Origin of the sequence: Rhodococcus sp. 05-2255-3B1 (assembly GCF_002258545.1) — a bacterium.
In the GTDB taxonomy this organism is placed as follows: Bacteria; Actinomycetota; Actinomycetes; order Mycobacteriales; family Mycobacteriaceae; genus Rhodococcoides.
The window spans coordinates 47,046-68,498 of the sequence record NZ_NOZC01000003.1; the positions used below are offsets into that span (position 1 = coordinate 47,046).

A 21,453-nucleotide genomic window follows, 5' to 3' on the forward strand; every position below is an offset into this window, starting at 1 on the left:
TCGTTGCAGCACAGCGTGAAGATCGTCGACCGACCGTCGACGCCGCCCGAAGACCGGAGGAACCACTTGTGAGTGCGCTGTTCGAGCCTCTGACCCTGCGTGAGGTCACCTTCCCGAACCGGGTGTGGATGGCACCGATGTGCCAGTACTCGGCCGACGAGGCGGGTGACAGTGTCGGCGTCGCCGGCAACTGGCATCGCACCCACCTGGTGAGCCGGGCAATCGGCGGTGCCGGGTTGATCATCACCGAAGCCACCGCGGTGAGCCCCGAGGGTCGAATCAGCCCGTCGGACCTGGGTATCTGGAACGACACTCAGGCCGACGCATTGGCAGCGATCGTCACCGAGATCGAGTCCTTCGGAACCGTGCCGGGTATCCAGCTGGCACACGCGGGCCGCAAGGCGTCGACCGCGGCTCCCTGGTCGGGTGGCAAGTCCTTGCCCGCCGAGGATCCCCGAAGCTGGGAGACCGTCGGCCCGAGCGCGGTTGCGTTCGGTGACTACGCGACCCCGAGGGAGGCCACAACCGAGGACATCGCGAAAATCGTCGACGACTTCCGGACTGCCGCTCAGCGCGCGCTGAAAGCAGGATTCCGGGTTGTCGAGATACACGGCGCACACGGCTACCTGCTGCACCAGTTCCTGTCCCCCGCCAGCAACACGCGGACCGACTCGTACGGCGGCGACTTCTCGGGTCGCACGCGGCTGCTGATCGAGGTCGTCGACGCGGTGCGTGAGGTGTGGCCGGCCGAGCTTCCGGTCTTCGTTCGCCTGTCGGCGACGGATTGGCTCGACGAGCCCGAGAACGCTGCAGGAGTGGAGTCTGCGGAACGACCCGGTGGGGAGGGCACGCCCGCATTGGAGGCTCCGAGCTGGACGTCGGATCAGACGGTGGCCTTGGCGCAGATCCTCACCGAGCACGGGGTGGATCTGGTCGACACCTCGACCGGCGGAAACGTGCACGCCAAGATTCCGGTCGGTCCCGGCTACCAGGTTCCGTTCGCGCGGCGCATCCAGAACGAGACGACCATGCCCGCTGCCGCGGTCGGCATGATCACCGAACCCAAGCAGGCGGAGGACATCGTCTCGCTGGGCGAGGCGACGGCCGTGCTGCTGGCGCGTGAACTCCTGCGGGATCCGTACTGGCCGCGGCGCGCTGCCCGCGAACTCGGCGTCGAGATGCTCCCGGCCGTGGCGCCGCAGTACGAGCGGGCCTACTGAGACCTCAGACCACGACCTCAGACCACGAAGCCGAGCTTCTTGTCCACGACATTGAGCAACGGTTCGCCGCGGAAGTATCGACGTGCGTTGTCGGCGAACAATTCTGCCAGTCGCAGCTTCCATCCCGAGGCGTCACCGCTCATGTGCGGTGTGACGATCACGTTCTCGGCCGTCCACAACGGATGGTCGGCCGAGAGCGGTTCGGTCTCGAACACGTCGAGTGCGGCACCTGCGATGTGCCCGGTGGCCAGGTGCGCCAGCAGTGCCTCGGTGTCGAGCAACTCCCCGCGGCCCACGTTCACGACGCGTGAACCGGGTTTCATCGCGGCCAGCACCGAATCGTCGACCATTCCTCGCGTCTGTTCGGTCAACGGGGCGACCAGCACCAGGTAGTCGGCACGCTCTACTCGAGCCGCGAGATCGGCACTGCCACAGACGGTGCCGAAATCTGGGTCGCCCTCTCGTGCCGTTCGACCCACACCCGAGATCGACATTCCCACCGCGCTCAGCAGGCTCGCGATCGCGCGGCCGATCGCGCCGGTACCCACGATCATCGCGTGAGCACCATCGATGCGCTCGGTCTCGCGGTGCTGCCAGATCTTCGAATGCTGCAGTGCACGTGAACGTTCGGAGCCCTTGGCGAAGGCGAGGATCTGCGCAAGCACGAACTCTGCGATCGGCCGATCGAAGACGCCCCGCGAATTGGTGACGACCACATCGGATTCCACTAGCTCGTCGAACATCAACGAGTCGACGCCGGCAGCGGCGATGTGGATCCACTTCAGCGAACTGCAGCGCGGCCATGCCGATTCGACTGCGGAGGAGAAGAAGTCCCACAGCAACAACGCGTCGGCACCGTCGACCGCATCACCGAGGGTGTCGGCAGTGGCGTACCGGACGTCGGCGACCTCCGCGACGGAGTCGAGCCCGTCGGGGAGGTCGCCGGCGTGCAGAACGACGAGGACCGGTGCCACTACTTCTTCTTGTAGCCGACGAGCTCGACCCCGGACGCGGCCACCTCGTCGTCGTTGTCGCCGGGGCACTGGGTTCCGCGCAGCGAACGGCCTGCGGTTTCCGGCATCAGCAGAATCGGCACGAAGGCGATGGCTGCCGCGATCATCATGTACCAGCCCGGGACCAGGTTCGAGCCCGTTCGTTCGATGAGGAACGTCAGGATCAGCGGAGCGGTACCGCCGAAGAGCGCCGTCGAGACGTTGTATCCGATGGCGAACGCTCCGTAACGCACCTGAGTGGGGAACAGCGCGGGCAGGGTCGACGACACACACGAGCACATGATGACCAGCAACACTCCGAGACCGAGCAGGCCGATGCTCTGGCCAATCAGTCCGGTGTTGATGATCAGGAGGAACAGCGGAACGCTGAGCACGAAGTACCCGACGCAGGCCGCCAGCAGCAACGGCTTTCGGCCCACTCGGTCGGACAGAGCGCCGATGGGGTTGATGATCGCCATCATGACGATCATGATGGCCACGAGAGTGAAGTTGGACTGAGTCGTGCTGTGGCCCAACGTGTCGCTCAGATACGAGGGCAAGAACGTCAGCACCGTGTAGTAGGCGATGTTCAGCAGCAACACGAATCCCATCAGGATCAGGATCCGCTGCCAGTACGTCATGGTGGCCTTGAGCGAGGTGATCGCTCCGCCCGCACCCTCGTCGACCGTGCCGCCGTCCTCCTTGGCCTCGGCGAACACCGGAGAATCTTCGAGGCGGGTCCGCAACCACAGTGCAACGATGCCCAGCGGCAGAGTGACCAGGAACGGGATGCGCCAGCCCCAGGCCTCCATCGTCTCGTCGCCGAGCGCGACGTTGAGCAGGGTGCACAGGGTGGCACCGCCCACGGTGCCGGCGAGGGTGCCGAATTCGAGGAACGATCCGAAGAATCCGCGCCTCTTGTCCGGCGCGTACTCGGCCATGAACACTGCTGCGCCACCGTACTCACCACCGGTGGAGAAGCCCTGCACCAATCGGCAGACGAGCAGCAACAACGGTGCGGCGATGCCGATGGTGTCGAATGTCGGCAGCACACCGATCGTCGCCGTGGCCAACGTCATCATCGAGACGGTCAGCACGAGGACTTTCTGACGACCGATGCGGTCGCCGAGTGGGCCGAGCACGATGCCGCCGATGGGGCGGATGATGAACGACGCGGCCAACACGGCGAAAGTGGAGAGCAGGCTTGCGCCCCCGTCCTCGGACGGGAAGAAGTTCGCGGCGATGTACACGGCCAGATAGCCGTACACCGCGTAGTCGAACCACTCGACTGCGTTTCCGAGCGCCGATCCGCCGATCGCTCGGTGCAGGATCTTCGTCTCGTTCGGGCTCAGCGTGTCGGTGCTCGGTGGATATCCGGTCGGCGTGGATGCCGACCCTGAATTTTCGGTCACGGTCGAAATACCTCTCGCTTTTGTGAACAACATGGAGCGTCGGTGTGGTACTTCGCAGCGTTCGACTGTACGGCCAACCGGAACGTGCTTTTCGGCCAACCCCCTTCTCGGAAGCTAAAGACCAGGTGGCGCAGCGATTCTGGTGGCTATCAACGCGTACGCCCTTGCGCTGTCGGTCAATTGCCGCACGGCCACGGATTCGTCCGGCCGATGTGCCTGGTTTTCGATCTCCCCCGGACCGAGCACGACGGTGCCGATACCCATCTGCTGTGCCACGAAACCACCATCGCACGAAGCAGTCCAGATGTCAGTCGAACTCGCAGATCCGGTGTCGAGGACCGATTGCACTGCGGTGCTGACCAATCCGCTGTCTGCGCTGGTCAGGAAGCCGGGCATCTCCATCGCGACGTCGATTGTCACCTCGATACCGGATCCGGTCACATCCGCTGCTTCGATACGTGAGCGCAATTCGTCGACGACATCGATGGCGCGCTCGCCGGGAAGCAGTCGCCGATCGACGGTGAGCGTGCAGCGATCGGCGACCATCGAGGTTCCCGTCCCACCGGAGATGGTTCCCACGTTCCAGGTGGCGGGGCCCAACTCGGGGTCGGGTTTGCCGTCCAGCTCGATCTGCCAGTCGTCGATGATCGCGATGACGCGCGCTGCAGCCGCTATGGCATTGGCTCCGTTACGAGGTTGTCCCGCATGTGCGGAGCGGCCGCGAATCTCGATCTCCAGATTGGCGGCGCCTCGGCAACCGACAATGGTGACCAGATCCGTCGGCTCGGCCACCACGCAGTGGCTGTGGTTCCGCAGTGGTGGGTCGGCCACGAACGCTCGGATGCCGAGACCGGTGTCTTCCTCGTCGACCAGGCACGCCAACGTCATCGGATGCTCGTCGGCAAGACCGGCGCGCTGCACCGCGGTCATCGCGGCCACGACGGCGGCGAGGCCGCCCTTCATGTCGCAGGCCCCGCGGCCGACGATGCGGCCGTCTCGAACCACGGCGGAGAAGGGGTCGGTGGTCCAGCCCGTTCCCGCGGGGACCACGTCCGAGTGCCCGACGAAGAGGACTCCCGGGCGATCGTCGGATCCGATCGAGACGATGACGTTGGGCCGACCCGGAACCACCTCGACGGTTCGAACGTCGAATCCCAGTGCGCGACAGTGCTCGGCGAGAACCTTTGCGGTCTTCTCCTCCGTGTCGCCGGGGTTTTCGCCACCCGCGTCGATCAACGCCGCTGTCAGAGTCACGATCTCGTGCTCGTCGATCGAATCCAGCAGAGCGCGTTCGGAATCCGAGACGGTCATCGGGTGGGATCGGAGGCGAGCAGATGCTTGGACTTCTCCACCGCTGCCGCCAGCCGCCTGATCCCCTCGTCGATACGTTCGGGCGTCGACGAGGCGAAGCACAGCCGTAACGAGTCGTGGAACTTCCCACCCACCGACAATGCCGGCCCCGGTATGTAGGCCACGCCCTCGGCCAGCGCCGTCTCGAACAGGTCCTGCGTCGAGAAGTCGACATCGTTGCCGCGCAACGTCGCCCAGAGAAAGAAGCCTCCCTCGGGATCCGTCGTCGACATCGACTCGCCGAAGTACCTCTCGATGCTGTTCTGCATCGCGACCTTGCGGGGCAGGTACACCGAGGCCAACGATCGAAGATGCTCGTCGAGCAGGCCGCGCCGGATGTACTCGGCCACCATCCGCTGACCGGGCAGGTTGGTGCACGTATCCATGGCCTGTTTGGCGTTGACGATCAGTTGCCGAGCCTCGGGGGCGGCGTCCACCCACCCCACTCGCAGTCCTGGAGCGATCATCTTGGAGAAGGTCCGAACCGAGAAGATCAACGGGTCGTTCGGACTGAGCGTGCCGAAACTGGGAATCGGATCCCCCGAGAAGCGCAGCAGGCCGTACGGATCGTCGTCCAGAATGACCGATCCCCACCGGTGTGCCAGCTCGATGAGCAGCTGACGCCGCTCGAGCGACAGGGTGACCCCGGACGGGTTCTGGAAGTTGGGAATCACGTAGATCATCTTCGGCACTCGACCTGCGCGCTCGACGAGCTCGGGCAACGCCTCGACGATGAGGCCGTCACTGTCCATCGGAGCTTCGAGAATGTCACCTCCGTAGCTGAGTACGGTCGCGGTTCCGTTGGTGTACGTGGGACTTTCGACGATCACCAGGTCGCCCGGGTCGATGAACAGCTTGCACGCGATGTCGAGGCCCTGCATTCCGCCTGAGGTGATCACCACCCGCTCCTCGGTCGTGGGTTCGCCCACCGAGTCGAGGTATGCGAGCAACGCGTCGATCAAACCCGGATCACCCTCGGTGGCACCGTAATCGAATGCGTCCGCGGTGAGTACGCTGCCGGCGATCTCGGTGAACGCAGCGGCCGGAACCGTCTCGGCTGCAGGAGATCCCATGGCGAATCGAACGATGTCGTGTTTCTGCGCGGCGAGGAGCGATGTCGACGAATCGATCACCGATCCCACCAGCTTGTCGGTTCGTAGTGCCCAGGGGATGGCAGGAGTGGAGCCTGCGGAACGACCATGGGTGGCAGGAGTGGAGCCTGCGGAACGACCATGGGTGGCAGGAGTGGAGCCTGCGGAACGACCCTTCGTAACAGGAGTGGAGCCTGCGGGGCGACCTTGTGCGGTGGCGGTCATGCTCACTCCTTCGTCAGTAGTTCTCGGGGGTATGCGGTGAAGGTTTCGAGGCCGTTCTCGGTGACACGAACGGCCTCGGATACCTCGTATCCGTAGTCGTCCATCCACATTCCGCCGATAATGTGGAACGTCATGTTCTCGGCGAGTACCGTCTCGTCGTCGGTGCGCAGGCTGACGGTGCGCTCACCCCAGTCGGGTGCGTAGGCTATGCCGATCGAGTAGCCGATGCGCGATGGTTTGTGCAGTCCGTGCTTGGCCAGGCTGGTGTTCCACACCTGCGCCAGCTCGGTGGCGGTGACGCCTGCCCGTACGGTTGCGAGCACGTCGTTCAGGGCTTCCCCGGTGGACTTGGCGAGGTAATCCAAACGCGGACTTGGCTTTCCGAGAACGATGGTGCGCGCCATCGGGACGTGGTAGCGCCGGAACACTCCGGCCAGTTCGACGACGGTGGTCTCGCCCCGCACGAAGGGTTGATGCGACCAGGTCAGGTGAGGGGTGTCGGCTCCGGCACCGGTGGGCAGCATCGGGACGATGGCGGGGTGGTCGCCGCCGAACTCCTTGGTGCCGCGTACCTGTGCGTTCATGATGGCAGCAGCTGCGTCGCACTGCCGTTCATCGACCGAGATCGACCGGTACGCGGCCGACATCGCCGACTCGCACACCTGGGCGGCACCGCGCATCAGGGCGATCTCCGCCGGCGACTTGACCACGCGCACCCAGTTGATCAGTTCGTAGGAGTCGGTGAAGCGGTATTCGGGTAGCGACTTCACCAGTGCCTCGAATGCCTTCGGGCTGAAGTAGTACGAGTCCATCTCCAGCCCGACCTGGCCGTGTTCGAAGTTGTTCACCAGTCCCAGTTCCCGCAGCTTTGCGGCGACCCAGACGAACGGGTGGGTGTCCTTGCGCTGTACGAATGTTTCGGGGTAGCCGAACGTTCGATCCTGCGGCAGCCATGACGTCCGAAACGCGCCGTTGGCGTCCATCTCGCGGGCGAAGAAGTACATCTCTCCGTCGAGGGGCACGTACAGCATCTGCGGGGTGTAGAAGGAGAGGGCGTTGTAGCCGAGCAGGTAGTACAGGTTCGCGGGATCGGTGACGATGAGCGCGGTGAGGTTCTGCGCTGCCATCCGCTCTCGGACGGCAGCGAGCCGGGCGGCGTACTCCTCGTCGGTGAAGGTGATCGGCGTGCTGTTCGGAACATCGGGGTACCGAGCCAGGCCTGGAGCGGCCCGTCCTGTGGTCTCGTCGGGTCCGAGTGCGGTGACGTAGGCGGCGTCGGGTGAGTCGTTCACGGGCACCCCCTTCAAGGAAGTCGTTTTAGTAGATTGTTGACAATCAGGCTAAGCGCTGGCGCGAGAGGTTCGCAAGACTTCGGATGTAAATGCTGTGTTGCGGGCAGGCGACTAACCCGGAGTGGCCAGCGCCGAGTGTTCTGCCTGCTCCTCGACCATGGCGCGAGTCAGATCGTGGATAGCGGTGTCCATGTGCTCGTGCACGCCCTTTTCCAGTGCGTCCCAGTCGGATCCGAGCAGGAGGTCGACGATCAGCTGGTGTTCCTCCACCAGCGCCTCGGGCCGGTAGTACGCGGTTTCGAGGTTGGCCATGCAGATTCGCGCCTCTGCAGCGAGCGTGGCGTACATTCGCGACATTCGGCTGTTGCGCGTTGCCGCGACCAGGGCGGTGTGAAACGCCAGATCCCGTTCGGCAAGACCTCGCCAGTCCGCCCGATCGATGAACGGCTGCATCTGCATCACGATGGCCGAGAGCTCATCGGCAGCCGAAACCAAACGAGCGCGATCGCCGTGCACCAGAGTCCACGCGGCACCGACCTCGATCGCCGCGCGGGATTCGTAGATCTCGGTGACATCCTCGCTGCTCAGCTCGACGACGAACACGCCTCGATTCCGGTAGCTGACGAGGAGCCCCTCCTGATTGAGACGCTGCAACGCCTCCCGGACCGGTCCCCGCGAGATCTCGAGTTCCGCGGCGACGTTGGCCTCGTTGATCTGTTCCCCTGGGGCGTAGGACCCGTCGATGATGCGGTCGCGAATCTGGTCGGCAATGACCATCGACGTGTTGCGTGCGTCGATGGGCGTCAGTCGTCTCGAACTGGGCATGATCGAAAACCTCTCTCAGCCTCGGGGAATGGCGAAATATTTGTACTCCAGAAATTCGTCTATGCCGACTTTTCCGCCCTCGCGGCCGAGTCCGGACTGTTTGACGCCACCGAACGGCGCAGCCGGATTGGACACCAGCCCCGTGTTGAGGCCGACCATGCCCACCTCGAGGCGCTCACCCATCCGAAGAGCACGGTCGATGTCCTGGGTGAAGACGTATCCGACGAGTCCCCATTCGGTGTCGTTCGCGAGGGCGATCACCTCGTCCTCGGTGTCGAACGGGACGATTGCTGCCACCGGCCCGAAGATTTCCTGTGACATCAGATCCGACGCCGCGTCGACGTCCGTGAGGACCGTCGGTGGGTAGAAGTAGCCGGGTCCGTCCGGGGCCACTCCCCCGACGATCGCACGTGCGCCGCGCCCGAGGGCGTCGTCGACCAGTGTCTGCACCTTGGTGCGGCCCGCGTCGTCGATCAGTGGACCCACCTCGGTTCCGGGTGTACTTCCGGCCCCGACCGACAGTGCACCCATCCGCTCGGCGAGCGCCTCCGCGAACTGCGCTGTGACACTGTGGTGTACGAAGAATCGGTTGGCGGCGGTGCACGCCTCACCCATGTTGCGCATCTTGGCGACCATCGCACCGTCGACGGCGCGCGTGAGATCGGCGTCGTCCATGACGATGAAGGGTGCGTTGCCACCGAGTTCCATCGAGGTGCGCATCACGGTCGATGCAGCTTGTTCGAGCAGGATCTTGCCGACCGCCGTCGACCCGGTGAAGCTGATCTTGCGGGCCGAACCGCTGCTCATCCACGAGCCCACGACACCCGACGCGTCGGTGGTGGTCACGACATTGACCACTCCCGCCGGAACACCGGCGTCGCGCAGAATTTCGGCCAGGGCCAGTGCCGTCAACGGAGTTTGCTCGGCCGGCTTGAACACCACGGTGCATCCTGCCGCCAATGCAGGGCCGATCTTGCGAGTTCCCATGGCCAATGGGAAGTTCCACGGAGTGACGAGAATGCACGGTCCGACGGGTGCTCGGGTGACCACGATGCGGTTCTTGCCGTCTCCGGTGAGGGTGTGATCGCCCGAGATGCGCACCGCCTCCTCGGAGAACCAGCGGAAGAACTCGGCACCGTACGCCACCTCACCCCGCGCATCGGCCAGTGGCTTTCCCATTTCCGCGGTGATGATCGCAGCGAGCTCCTCCGACCGCGCCATGATCAGTTCGTATGCCGCGCGGAGGATTTCGCTACGTGCACGCGGCGGCGTCGCGGCCCAGTCGGCGGCGGCGTCGACCGCTGCGGCCATGGCGTTCTCGGCATCTTTGATGCCGCCGTCGGCGACGTTGGCGATGACCTCGCCGCTGGCGGGATCGATGACATCGAACCGGGCGTCGGACGCTGCGGCGGTCCACGTGCCCGCGATGAACAGGTCGGTCGGAGCCGTGATGGTAGGACGCGTGAGGCTGGTGGTCGAACTGGCGGTCATGGCCGCGGTCCTTTCGTCGAACGTGGATCGAGTATCTGCGCCAGGTGTACGGACGCGTCACCGGTCAGGTCACCGGTGAGTTGACGCACCTGCATGTGGCAGGAGAATCCGTCGGTCAGAATCGGAGTGTCCGGCTCGGCGTCACGGAGCGCCGGCGCGAGGGCCTGCTCGGCGACCGCCATGCTCAGCTCGAAGTGCCGAGACTCGAAGCCGAAATTGCCTGCCACGCCGCAGCATCCGGTGGCCTCCCGCACCGCGTCGATACCGACGGAGGCCAATGCCGTGCGCTGGGTAGCGTTGCCGAACACCGCATATTCGTGGCAGTGGGTCTGTACGGTCACCGAGTCGGGAATCTCCGCCGTGGGCACCCACCCGGCCGCGGCCTGATCGATCACCGCGCCCGCGAAACTCTGTACTCGCGCCGCGACTCGTCTCGCGGCCGGGGTGGGAACCAACTCCGGCATGTCCTTGCGGAACGCCGCCGCGCAGCTCGGTTCGGTGACGACGATGGGCCGGTCGGTGCCGTCGTCCAGTGCTGCAACGGCTTTCGTGAGGTGCGCGCGGGCGGCCTTCAGCTGGCCCGTCGAGATCCAGGTCAGACCACAGCACACGTCGGTCCGGCATTCGGTGCTGCGGCCCGAGTCCTCGAGCACGCGCTGAGCCGCGCCCGCGACCTCGGGACGAAAACCCTGAGTGAAGGTGTCGACGACCAACACGACGTCCGCGTCGCGGCCGCCGCCGAGCCGGACTTCTCGCGCCAGTTCCTTCGCCGATGCGAATCGTGGCAACGGCCGCTCGGTGGTCAGCCCACCGAGCCGAGCCGCCAGTGCTGCGATGCGCGGGGTGAGCAGACGGTTGAGCAACGGTGCCGTTCTCTTCGTCACCTTCAGCCAGCGGGGCAACCAGCCAAGCGAATAATGCGAGAGCGGCCGCAGTCGCCCCGCGTAGTGATGATCGAGGAACTCGGACTTGTACGTCGCCATGTCCACTCCGACAGGACAATCCGACGAACAGGCCTTGCAGGACAGACACAGATCGAGCGATTCGGCCACGTCCTTCGAGGCCCATCCGTCGGCAACTGTCGGCGAACTGCGCACCATCTCCTGCAGCACTCGTGCTCGACCCCGCGTCGAATCCTTCTCGTCGCCCGTGGCGCGGAAACTGGGGCACATGACGCCTCCGGACGCTGTGCGGCATTTACCGACACCGACACACGACTGAGTTGCGTGTACGAAGGGATCCAGGTCTGCCCGCGTCCCGATCTGGTGCAGATCGAAGGTCGTCTTCCATTCCCGCTGTGGGATGCCCTGCAGCATCAGGTTGTCCATCATCGGTTCCGGATCGGTGATCGACCCCGGGTTGAGGATGCCGCCGGGATCCCAGATGCGCTTGAATCGTGCGAACGCGTCGAGCATGCGGGACGAGTACATCACCGGCAGCAGTTCCGAGCGTGCCCTGCCGTCGCCGTGCTCACCGGACAGGCTGCCGCCGTGCTCGACCACCACCCGCGCGGCGGCGCGCAGGAAGTCGTTCATCACTAGTCGTCCGGCGTCGGTGCGCTGATCGAACGTGATGCGCACGTGCATGCAGCCGGCACCGAAGTGTCCGTACATCACCCCCGTCAGATCGTGTTCGGCCAGAAGCACGTTGAGGTCGGCGAGATAGGCGGACAGGTTCTCGGGTGCGACGGCGGCGTCCTCCCAGCCGCCCCAGGACTCGGCTCCGCCGGCCAGGCGGGTCGCGAGCCCCGCGCCGTCCTCACGTACTCGCCACAGCGCTGTTCGATCGGCAGGGTCGGTGACGATGCGGCCCTCCTTGACGCGGCCAAGAAGACCGAGCGCCTCGAGCAGACGGGCGGCCTTGTTCTCCACTTCGGCGGTATCGGCACCGTCGAGGTTGACGTAGAGCCAGGCGTTTCCCGCGGGCAGACCGCGGACGGAGTCCGGTCCGCGGCGGTACTCCATCGTCCGGGCGATGTTGTCGTCGATACCCTCCACCGCGGCAGGCGAGAACTCGAGAATGGCCGTCACGTCGGCCGCGGCGGCCACCACGTCGTCGTAGCCCAGGCAGAGCAACAGCGCGGCCCGCGGTACGGGCACGACGGCGACGGTGACCGAGACGATCACCGCGCAGGTGCCCTCGCTTCCGACGAGTGCACGAGCGACGTCGAACCCGTTCTCGGGCAGCAGATGCGACAGGTGAAATCCGGAGACCTGTCGCGGTATGCGGCCCAGCTCGACTCTGAACAGGGCGAGGTTGTCCGCCGCCAGCGACTGCAGCTCACGCGAGATACGTTCGGCCGCATCGGTTGCCGCGGAATCCTGCGAATGCACTGCCGCCACACCGCTACGAGTCACTCGAAGCAGGTGCCCGTCGGCGGTGACCACGTCCATCGCCACCGTGTGGTCCGCTGTTCGTCCGTAGCGCACCGAATGATTACCGCATGCGTCGTTGCCGACCGCCCCGCCGACCGTCGCGCGTGTCTTGCTGGACGGGTCGGGGGCGAACGTGAATTCCCCGGCTGTGCGCGCCACCAACTCTCGCTGCAACTCCGAGATGACGATTCCCGGTTCCACCACCGCCGTTCGCGAGTCGGTGTCCACCGAGATCACGCGATTCATGTGGCGAGAGAAATCGAGCACGATGCCGCGACCGATCGCGTTGCCCGCCATGGACGTTCCGCCGCCTCGGCCGATGACCGCGATTCCGGCAGCGGCGCACCGCGAAACCACGGTGGACACGTCATCGGCATTGCGCGGAAACACGACGGCGGCAGGCGGAATTCGGTAGTTCGAGGCGTCGTAGGAGTACTCGGCGAGCCGCCGATCCGAGTCGTCGATCTCGATGCCCAGTTCGCGTACTTCCTGCACGAGTGCAGGAACCGGGGACCGAACGGAAGCAGCCGTCACAGCACGTTCTTCAGTGTGCGCGACAACGCGTCGAGGCCCTGCCGCATCTCGTCGTCGCTCACGATCAGCGCCGGGATGATCCGGACCACGTTGCCGAGCGCGCCACAGGTGAGCAGCAACAACCCCTCGTCGATCGCGCCCTGTTGTACGCGCAGAGCGGCCGCAGCATCGGGATTGCCTGCGCTGTCGACGAATTCGAGTGCCTGCATCAAGCCGAGTCCACGTGCATCACCGATTGCAGAGTGCTCGGACTTCAGTGCGAGCAGGCCGTCGAGCAGAACTCGGCCCTGCGCGGCAGCGTTGGCGACCAGACCTTCCTCACGCACGACGTCGAGCGTCGCGACACCCGCCGCAGCGGCGACGGCATTGCCGCCGTACGTGCCGCCCTGCGATCCGGGCCAGGCCTTGCTCATCAACTCGGTCGATGCCGCGATCGCCGAGATCGGAAATCCGCTGGCCAGACCTTTCGCGGTGATGACGATGTCGGGAGTGATCGACGAGTGCTGATGACCCCAGAATTTCCCGGTACGGCCGACCCCCGCTTGCACCTCGTCGACGATGAGGACGATCCCGTGGGTGTCCGCGCGTTCGCGCAGGCCCTCGAGAAACTCCGGAGGCGTGGGCAGATAACCGCCGTCACCGAGTACCGGCTCGATGATGAACGCAGCGGTGTCGGCGGGGCTCGACATCGTCATCAGCAGGTAGTCGAGTTCCTTCAACGCGAAGGCGACGGCGGTGTCCATGTCCCAGCCGTATCGGAACGCGTACGGGAACGGCGCGATATGCACACCGCCCATGATCGGTGAGAATCCGGACCGAAACTTGGTGCCCGCGGTGGTCAACGACGCGGCCGCCACCGTGCGTCCGTGGAACCCTCCGTGGAACGCGATGATGTTGGGCCGTCCGGTCGCCATGCGCGCCAACCGAATCGATGCCTCGACGGCCTCGGAGCCGGAGTTCGCGTAGAAGACGCTGTCGAGACCGGGCGGTAGTACCTCGCCGAGCTTGTCGGTCAGCGCCAGCAGCGGCTGATGCATGACTGTCGTGTACTGAGCGTGGATGATCTTGCCCACCTGCTCGCGGGCGGCCTCGACCACGCGGGGATGGCAGTGCCCGGTGCTGGTGACGCCGATACCGGTGGTGAAGTCGAGGTACTTGCGCCCGTCCGTGCCGATGATCCAGCTGCCCTTTCCGTGATCGACGACGATCGGGGTCGCCTGCTTGAGTGCCGGGCTGAGGTGGGTGCGAGTCGACGCTGTCATGGCTGCCATCGTCACCCACCGAATTAGGATTGTCAACAATCTGCAATTGGCAGTTCAGGGACGAGTGCATCCGCCCGAGCGATACAGTTCGTCGGTGTCCGCTTCGAACCCTCGCATCGCCGTGCTCGGCAGCATCAACATGGATCTGATCACCCGGGCACCGTCCCTGCCCGAACCCGGCGAAACCGTGCTGGGCACATCGTTCACCACCTCGCCGGGCGGCAAGGGCTCCAATCAGGCCATCGCCGCCGCCAAAGCCGGCGTTCCTGTGTCGTTCATCGGAGCGGTCGGAGACGACGAGTTCGGGGAAACACTGCGCCGGACCCTGTCGAGCGCGGGAGTCGACGACCGCGCGCTGCGCACCACAGCAGGTTCGAGCGGCATCGCCGCCATCACCGTCGACGATCACGCCGAGAACAACATCGTCGTGGTCCCCGGGGCCAACGAACGCGTTCGCGACCTCACCGACGACGACCTGACCGTCATCTCCGACGCCGACATTCTCCTGTGTCAGTTGGAGATTCCCCTCGCCACCGTGGTGACCGCATTCGAGTACGCACGCTCTCGCGGTGTGGTGACGATGCTGAACCCGTCACCGGTTCAGGATCTGCCCGACGCCCTGGTGGCGGCAACCGACGTGCTCGTGGTCAACGAGGCCGAGGAAAGCCGACTCGGAAACCGGCTGAACGAGGTGACGCACGTGATCACCACACTCGGTGCCCGAGGCGCTCGGTACCGCGGCTCGGAATCGTTCGAGGTCCCTGCTCCGCGCGTCGACGCCGTCGACACCACCGGGGCCGGCGACGCATTCGCCGGAGCACTGGCTGCGTCCTGGTTCGACGGCCCGCGCAAGGCAGTCGAATGGGCCTGCGTTGCAGGATCTTTCGCCGCGACGAGGCCGGGTGCGAGCACGTCCTCGGGTACTCGCGAGGACATCGACGCACTGCGAGATGCGGCCACTGGATGAACACCCCCGACCTCGACGAACTCCGACGTCTGCGCCGCGCGCGCGACCGAATGGATCGCGAATTCGCCGAGCCACTCGACGTTCCCGCTCTGGCCCGCACGGCATCGATGTCCACCGCGCACTTCAGTCGCCGTTTCCGCGAGGCCTACGGTGAGACGCCGTACGCACATCTGATGACCCGCCGAATCGAGCGCGCCAAGGCCCTGCTGCGCCGCGGAGATGTCAGCGTTACCGAGGCCTGCTTCGCAGTGGGCTGTACCAGTCTCGGATCCTTCAGCTCCCGCTTCACCGAGATCGTCGGTGAGACACCCAGCGCGTACCGCGCCCGTGATCACAGCGACAGCCAGGGGATGCCGAGTTGCGTGTCCCTGGCCATGGGCCGACCGATACGGACCGCGATCTCCGCGCAATCGAGCAGAATCGAAGAAGCGATGTCGTCCGACGCGTCCTAGCCTTGCGACATGACACTTTCCCTGAGCCACGGCCACATCTACACCGACGACCCCGATGCCTCTCTGGCCTTCTATCGCGACACCCTCGGACTCGAGGTGAAGAACGAGGTGGTAAACGACGGCTTCCGGTGGATAACCCTGTCCACCGCCGATCAACCCGAAATCGCGATCGTACTGTCACAGCCGCATGCGGGACGGTCCCAGGAGCTCGGCGATCAGATCGCTGCGCTGCTCGCCAAGGGTGAACTGCCCGGTTTGTGGTTCCGCGCAGACGACCTCGACGGCGCGTTCGAGAAGATACGCGCGGCAGGCACCGCCGAAATTCTGCAGGAACCGACCAGTCAGCCGTGGGGAGCGCGCGACGCGGCATTCCGCGATCCCGCCGGGAACATGGTTCGCGTCAGTCAGGCGTGAGTGGAGCCCGCGGAACGAACCATCATGGTTTCCGACCTCACATCGACGCGAGGGCCAGACCACCGCCGCATGCGAGGACGGACGCCAGCAGCGAGACGATCGCGTTGACTGCGGCATCGCGTCGACGCCCTTGCTGTAGCAACCGGACGGTCTCGACACTCGCCGTGCTGAACGTGGTGTACCCGCCGCAGAACCCGGTGCCGATGACGGCTTGGACGTCGGTCGAGCCGGCTCGGAACATCACCCATCCGGCCAGCACCCCCAGCAGGAACGACCCGGACACGTTGATGCCGAGTGTCGCCCACGGAAAGCTCGTCCGTGCCGCGAGACGTGACTTCACTTCCGCATCGACGACGAAGCGAACGACTGCCCCCAGCCCGCCGGCCACTGCGATCCACAGCGCGATCATCGAACCACTCTGCCTGCCAGTGCGATTCCGGCCCAGGCGGCGAGTATGCCGACAAACACGCTGACCACTGCGTAGGCCACGGCCACCCCGGTGAACCCACTCCGGAACCCTTCGACCGTCTCGAGGGCGAAGGTGCTGTACGTGGTGAACGCACCGCAGAACCCGGTACCTGCCAGCAACCTCAGCCTGCGCCGATTTCCCGCATCGGGCCCACCGCGAACCAGTGACTCGAGCAGAAGGCCGAGCACGAATGCACCGGCGATGTTGATGCCGAAGGTCGCCGTCGGCCACTGCGATGCCGAATGCGGGAGCTGCTCCTCGATCACGTAGCGGACTGCCGTACCCGCCGCTCCGCCGACGAACACCACTGCCAGTGCCCACAGGTGACGGTGCACGGGTCCCTGGTCGGCCGGCATCGAATCGGAATCGGGATCGACCACCGATGATCCTTTCGGGCTGCTCGGTCCGACCGTTTCCGCCCGGCCCGTGTTTGATGTCGGATGCCTACTGCACGATGGAGCCTATGACAACGACCACGGAGCCCACGACCGGGAACTTGCGCGAGAGCGCCGAGGAACTGTTGCGCGAACTCGCCGGCCCCGATGCAGTGCTGCGCGAAGACCAGTGGACGGCCATCGAGGCCCTCGTGGTGCATCGGCGGCGGGCGCTGGTGGTGCAGCGGACCGGTTGGGGCAAGTCGGCGGTCTACTTCATCGCGGCTAAGCTGCTGCGCGCGCAGGGCCTGGGTCCGACGGTCATCGTCTCTCCGCTGTTGGCGCTGATGCGCAACCAGGTTGCCTCCGCCGAGCGGGCGGGCGTGCGCGCCGCCACCATCAACTCCGGCAACATGACCGAATGGGACGACATTCATCAGCAGGTCAACTCCGGTGAACTCGACGTGCTGCTGGTCAGTCCGGAGCGATTGAACAATCCCGATTTCCGCGATCAGGTACTGCCGTCCCTGGCCGGGGACGCGGGCCTCGTCGTGGTCGACGAAGCTCACTGCGTCTCCGATTGGGGCCACGACTTTCGACCCGACTACCGACGAATCAGAACTCTGATCGCCGAGTTGCGCGACGGTATCCCCGTACTCGCGACCACGGCGACGGCGAACGACCGCGTGGTGGACGACGTCGCGGCGCAGTTGGGTGTCGGCGGCGGAGACACACTCGTCCTGCGCGGCGGGCTCGCACGCGACTCTCTGCGCATGGCCGTGGTGAAGATCGACAACGCCACCGAACGGGCGGCGTGGCTGGGCGATCATCTGAAGACGCTGCCCGGTTCGGGAATCATCTACACCCTGACGGTGTCGGCGGCCAAGGACCTGGCGGCGCTGCTGACCGATCAGGGGCACGTCGTGGCCTCGTACACCGGTCAGACGGACCCGACCGAACGCGAGTCGCTCGAAGGTGACCTGCTGGCCAACCGAGTCAAGGCCCTGGTCGCCACGTCCGCATTGGGCATGGGCTTCGACAAGCCCGACCTCGGTTTCGTGGTGCACATGGGGGCACCGTCGTCTCCGATTTCGTACTACCAGCAGGTCGGGCGTGCCGGTCGCGCCACGGAACGAGCCGATGTGGTGCTGCTTCCCGGCCACGAGGATCGGCAGATCTGGAGCTACTTCGCCTCGGTCGCCTTCCCCCGCGAACATCTGGTGCGGCAGGTCATCGATGCATTGAACACCGAGAAGGCTCAGTCGACGCAGGCACTGGAGCCGCTGGTCGAGCTGAACCGCAGCAGGCTCGAGATGGTACTGAAGGTCCTCGACGTCGACGGCGCGGTCAGACGCGTTCGTGGCGGCTGGATGGCGACCGGGGAGCAATGGACGTACGACGCGTCCCGCTACGAGCGTCTCGAGCAGGCCAGGGACCGCGAACAGCAGGCCATGATCGACTACCAGAGCACCGACGGCTGCCGGATGGAGTTCTTGCGGAGACAGCTCGACGACCCGGACCTGGGCGCACCCGGTAGTGAGTCCGACCGATGCGGGCGGTGCGACAACTGCACCGGTGAGCACCTGTCCGCCTCGGTGGATGCGGCCTCGGTCGACTCGGCGAGGGCACGATTGGATCGGCCGGGCATCGACCTGCAGCCCAGAAAGCAGTGGCCCAGCGGTATGAAGAAGCTCGGTGTCTCGCTCTCGGGCAAGATCTCCGACCCCCACGAACCCGGGCGTGTACTGGGCCGGCTCACCGACCTGGGCTGGGGCAGCCGACTGCGTGCCCTGCTCGATGCGCCCGACGCTCCGGCCACCGATGCACTGGAGAAGGCGTGCATCACCGTGCTCGCCAACTGGGATTGGAAGCAGCGGCCCACTGCCGTTCTGGCTCTCGACTCCCCTACCCACCCGCTCCTGGTGCGGTCGATCGCCGCGCGATTGGCATCGGTCGGCAAATTGGAGGATCTCGGGGTGATGCAGGTCAGGGCAGGTCATCCACCCGTGTCGGCCGCCAATTCGGCCTTTCGGGTCGCCGGGCTGGTGGACTCGTGGGACGTTCCGGACGTATCGTCCGTGACGGGACCGATCCTGTTGATCGATCTGGTCACCGACACGGGGTGGACGTTCACCTGTGCGGCGTCGGCTCTGACGTCAGCGGGCGCCTCGGCGGTGTTGCCGTTCGCTCTCGCAACACCGAAATGACGACCGGTCGAAATTGCATGGTTTGATTTCTGCAGCGCTGGGTACAGCCAGCTGGGTCAGGAATGTGTGACCACCATCACAATCGGTGGTTAACCAGGGGAAGCATGTCCGTTTCGGGGGTCGATCTGCGGACTCACTCGATATGCCTCGGCGACCTTGTTACGTTTGTTTTTCCTATGAAGCCCGCATTGCTGAGAGGTACCCCGCTCACTGCGCCGGACGCAGTGAAGTTTCGTAAGCCACAGATCTCCGACGGAGTCCGGCTCTGGGAGATCGCAAGAGATTCGCGAGTTCTGGATCTCAATTCCAGCTACTCGTACGTGTTGTGGTGCCGTGATTTCGCGGCCACCACCGTCGTATCCGACATCGACGGCCGCGCAGTCGGTTTCGTCACCGGATACATCCGCCAGGACGCCCCCCGCACACTGTTCGTGTGGCAGGTCGCCGTGGATGCGGACCAGCGTGGCAAGGGACTTGCCGGTCGCATGCTGATGGAGCTGCTCGACCGCCTCGAGCCACAGGGCATCACGCATCTGGAAACGACGATCAGCCCGGACAACGAAGCGTCCATCGCAACCTTCACGAGCCTCGCACGTAAGCGAGGCACCGACATCGTCAAGTCGGATTTGTTCGCGCCCAACGATTTCCCTGATAGCCACGAAGCGGAGGAGCTCTACACCGTAGGCCCCGACGCATCGCGGAATTACGAAAGGAACAAGCAGAACATGACCGAAAAGAACACCGTCACAACAGAGAAGCCCGATGTGTTCGAGACCGTCGAGTCCGGAGTGCGGAGCTACAGCCGCCAGTGGCCCGCCGTGTTCTCCACCGCGAAGAACTCGGTGATCACCGATGAGGACGGCAACGACTACCTCGACTTCTTCGGTGGCGCAGGCGCACTGAACTACGGCCACAACAACGACATGATCAAGGGTGCGTTGGTGGACTACATCACCAGCGACGGCATCACCCACGGACTGGACATGTCCACGGTCGCCAAGCGCGAATTCCTCGAGTCGTTCAAGAAGAACATCCTCGACCCCCGCGGCCTGGACTACAAGGTCCAGTTCCCCGGACCGACAGGCACCAACACCGTCGAGGCGGCCCTGAAGTTGGCACGCAAGGTCACCGGGCGTGAGGCGATCATCAACTTCACCAACGCATTCCACGGCATGACACTCGGCGCGCTGTCGGTCACCGGCAACTCGATGAAGCGTGCCGGCGCCGGAATTCCGTTGGTGCACACCACTCCGATGCCGTACGACAACTACTTCGGAGGAGTCACCGAGGACTTCCAGTGGTTCGAGCGCGTACTCGACGACTCGGGCAGCGGGTTCAACCGCCCGGCCGCAGTGATCGTGGAAACCATCCAGGGTGAGGGCGGCATCAACGTGGCGCGTCCCGAATGGCTGCGCGCGTTGGCGGAGCTGTGCTCGCGTCGCGAGATCCTGCTGATCGTCGACGACGTCCAGATGGGCTGCGGTCGCACCGGACAGTTCTTCTCGTTCGAGGAAGCCGGCATCACCCCGGACATCGTCACGCTGTCCAAGTCCATCGGCGGCTACGGTATGCCGCTGGCACTGACCCTGTTCAAGCCCGAGCTGGACGTGTGGTCACCGGGCGAGCACAACGGCACCTTCCGCGGCTTCAACCCCTCGTTCGTCACGGCGAAGGCCGCCATCGACCACTACTGGTCCGATGACAGCTTCGAGAAGGAAATCCTCGCCAAGGGCGAGCACATCCAGGATCGTTTCATCAAGCTCTGCGCAAAGTTCGACGGCATCTCCACTCGCGGCCGCGGCATGGTCCAGGCACTGGTGTTCGACGACGCCGAGTTGGCCGGCAAGGTCTCACAGCTCTGCTACGACGAGCATCTGCTCGTGGAGACGGCAGGACCGAAGGACGAAGTCGTCAAGCTGCTCCCACCGTTGACCACGACGATGGACGAGCTGGACCGCGGTCTGGACGTCATCGAGAGCGCCGTCGCCAAGGTGCTTTCCTGACCGTCCGTCCGCAGCAACCGACATCGAAGGAGGACATCGCATGATCGTTCGCACCACCCAGGAGATCACCGGTACCGATCGCGACATCGAGAGCGAAGACGGCAACTGGCGCAGCAAGAGAATCATTCTCGGCGGCGACAAGGTCGGATTCTCGTTCCACGAGACCACGATTCAGGCCGGCACGGTGAACAACTTCCACTACGCCAACCACGTCGAGGCCGTCTGGCTGATCGAGGGCGAGGGAACGCTCACCGACCGCGAGACCGGAGAAACCTACGAGCTCGGTGCGGGATCGATGTACCTGCTCAACGGACACGAGCGCCACACCGTCGAGCCGCGTACCACGATGCGCATGCTGTGCGTATTCAATCCCCCGGTCGTCGGCAACGAGACGCACGACGAGAACGGCGTGTACCCCCTCGTCGAGGTACCCGCGTAGCACCAGTACGTCCCTGACGGCCCGCACCGACGCTTCCGCGTCGGGTGCGGGCCGTAGGC

General features: G+C 65.0%; 18 protein-coding genes and 1 pseudogene. 8 read left to right on the plus strand and 11 right to left on the minus strand.

Annotation, left to right across the window (positions count from 1 at the left end; genetic code table 11):
• Positions 1-68 precede the first annotated feature (68 nt).
• A complete protein-coding gene (locus tag CH249_RS00800; RefSeq protein WP_045194637.1) occupies positions 69-1,220 on the plus strand; it encodes an NADH:flavin oxidoreductase/NADH oxidase in 1,152 nt (383 codons plus the stop codon).
• A 17-nt stretch (positions 1,221-1,237) separates the two neighbouring features.
• Here the strand turns inward: CH249_RS00800 and CH249_RS00805 are convergent, their stop codons facing one another.
• The 9 genes from CH249_RS00805 to CH249_RS00845 form a co-directional block, all read right to left on the minus strand.
• Complete coding sequence (locus CH249_RS00805) at positions 1,238-2,194, minus strand: D-2-hydroxyacid dehydrogenase (RefSeq protein ID WP_094682558.1); 957 nt, start codon at positions 2,192-2,194, stop codon at positions 1,238-1,240.
• On the minus strand, positions 2,194-3,624 hold the full coding sequence (locus CH249_RS00810) for an MFS transporter (protein ID WP_230596658.1): 1,431 nt from the start codon (positions 3,622-3,624) through the stop codon (positions 2,194-2,196). The genes CH249_RS00805 and CH249_RS00810 overlap by 1 nt, the downstream gene beginning before the upstream one ends.
• A 114-nt stretch (positions 3,625-3,738) precedes the next feature.
• On the minus strand, positions 3,739-4,935 hold the full coding sequence (locus CH249_RS00815; protein ID WP_094682559.1) for a M20 family metallopeptidase: 1,197 nt from the start codon (positions 4,933-4,935) through the stop codon (positions 3,739-3,741).
• Positions 4,932-6,290, minus strand: coding sequence for a PLP-dependent aminotransferase family protein (locus CH249_RS00820; protein ID WP_373453496.1), 1,359 nt, complete (start codon positions 6,288-6,290; stop codon positions 4,932-4,934). The genes CH249_RS00815 and CH249_RS00820 overlap by 4 nt, the downstream gene beginning before the upstream one ends.
• 2 nt (positions 6,291-6,292) lie before the next feature.
• Positions 6,293-7,471, minus strand: a complete 1,179-nt coding sequence (locus CH249_RS00825) for a Xaa-Pro peptidase family protein (protein WP_179273125.1) — start codon at positions 7,469-7,471, stop codon at positions 6,293-6,295.
• A gap of 222 nt (positions 7,472-7,693) precedes the next feature.
• On the minus strand, positions 7,694-8,407 hold the full coding sequence (locus tag CH249_RS00830) for a GntR family transcriptional regulator (RefSeq protein ID WP_230596661.1): 714 nt from the start codon (positions 8,405-8,407) through the stop codon (positions 7,694-7,696).
• 15 nt (positions 8,408-8,422) lie between these two features.
• Positions 8,423-9,898, minus strand: a complete 1,476-nt coding sequence (locus tag CH249_RS00835) for an NAD-dependent succinate-semialdehyde dehydrogenase (RefSeq protein WP_094682560.1) — start codon at positions 9,896-9,898, stop codon at positions 8,423-8,425.
• A complete protein-coding gene (locus CH249_RS00840) occupies positions 9,895-12,807 on the minus strand; it encodes an FAD-binding and (Fe-S)-binding domain-containing protein (RefSeq protein WP_094682561.1) in 2,913 nt (970 codons plus the stop codon). Before CH249_RS00840 ends, CH249_RS00835 begins: the two co-directional genes overlap by 4 nt.
• Positions 12,804-14,069 (minus strand): aspartate aminotransferase family protein, encoded by a 1,266-nt coding sequence (locus CH249_RS00845; RefSeq protein ID WP_032394574.1) that lies wholly within the window; start codon positions 14,067-14,069, stop codon positions 12,804-12,806. Before CH249_RS00845 ends, CH249_RS00840 begins: the two co-directional genes overlap by 4 nt.
• A gap of 94 nt (positions 14,070-14,163) precedes the next feature.
• On the opposite strand from CH249_RS00845, the gene CH249_RS00850 reads away from it, so the two are divergent.
• The 3 genes from CH249_RS00850 to CH249_RS00860 are packed head-to-tail and all read left to right on the plus strand — an operon-like array spanning position 14,164 to position 15,902.
• A complete protein-coding gene (locus CH249_RS00850) occupies positions 14,164-15,036 on the plus strand; it encodes a ribokinase (RefSeq protein ID WP_254924276.1) in 873 nt (290 codons plus the stop codon).
• Entirely contained in the window at positions 15,033-15,488 is a 456-nt protein-coding gene (locus tag CH249_RS00855) for a helix-turn-helix transcriptional regulator (protein ID WP_094682562.1), read from the plus strand. Before CH249_RS00850 ends, CH249_RS00855 begins: the two co-directional genes overlap by 4 nt.
• A 9-nt stretch (positions 15,489-15,497) precedes the next feature.
• Positions 15,498-15,902, plus strand: coding sequence for a VOC family protein (locus CH249_RS00860; protein ID WP_094631086.1), 405 nt, complete (start codon positions 15,498-15,500; stop codon positions 15,900-15,902).
• 37 nt (positions 15,903-15,939) lie between these two features.
• On the opposite strand, the gene crcB (CH249_RS00865) is transcribed toward CH249_RS00860, so the two are convergent.
• Positions 15,940-16,311, minus strand: a complete 372-nt coding sequence (gene crcB, locus CH249_RS00865) for a fluoride efflux transporter CrcB (RefSeq protein ID WP_045194623.1) — start codon at positions 16,309-16,311, stop codon at positions 15,940-15,942.
• A complete protein-coding gene (gene crcB, locus CH249_RS00870) occupies positions 16,308-16,727 on the minus strand; it encodes a fluoride efflux transporter CrcB (RefSeq protein WP_094631125.1) in 420 nt (139 codons plus the stop codon). The genes crcB (CH249_RS00865) and crcB (CH249_RS00870) overlap by 4 nt, the downstream gene beginning before the upstream one ends.
• Before the next feature lie 107 nt (positions 16,728-16,834).
• Between crcB (CH249_RS00870) and CH249_RS00875 the strand changes: the two genes are divergently transcribed.
• From CH249_RS00875 to CH249_RS00885, 4 genes and pseudogenes are all read left to right on the plus strand, one after another.
• The gene (locus CH249_RS00875; protein ID WP_094631124.1) at positions 16,835-18,952 is read left to right on the plus strand and encodes an ATP-dependent DNA helicase RecQ; all 2,118 of its coding nucleotides are present in this window, start codon (positions 16,835-16,837) and stop codon (positions 18,950-18,952) included.
• A gap of 176 nt (positions 18,953-19,128) precedes the next feature.
• Positions 19,129-19,629: pseudogene (ectA, locus tag CH249_RS28265) on the plus strand (diaminobutyrate acetyltransferase); the annotation flags it as partial.
• A gap of 48 nt (positions 19,630-19,677) precedes the next feature.
• Positions 19,678-20,955: a diaminobutyrate--2-oxoglutarate transaminase gene (gene ectB, locus CH249_RS00880; RefSeq protein WP_256980518.1), complete on the plus strand. Its 1,278-nt coding sequence runs from the start codon at positions 19,678-19,680 to the stop codon at positions 20,953-20,955.
• Between the two features lie 40 nt (positions 20,956-20,995).
• Complete coding sequence (locus CH249_RS00885; protein ID WP_032394579.1) at positions 20,996-21,394, plus strand: ectoine synthase; 399 nt, start codon at positions 20,996-20,998, stop codon at positions 21,392-21,394.
• Positions 21,395-21,453 lie beyond the last annotated feature (59 nt).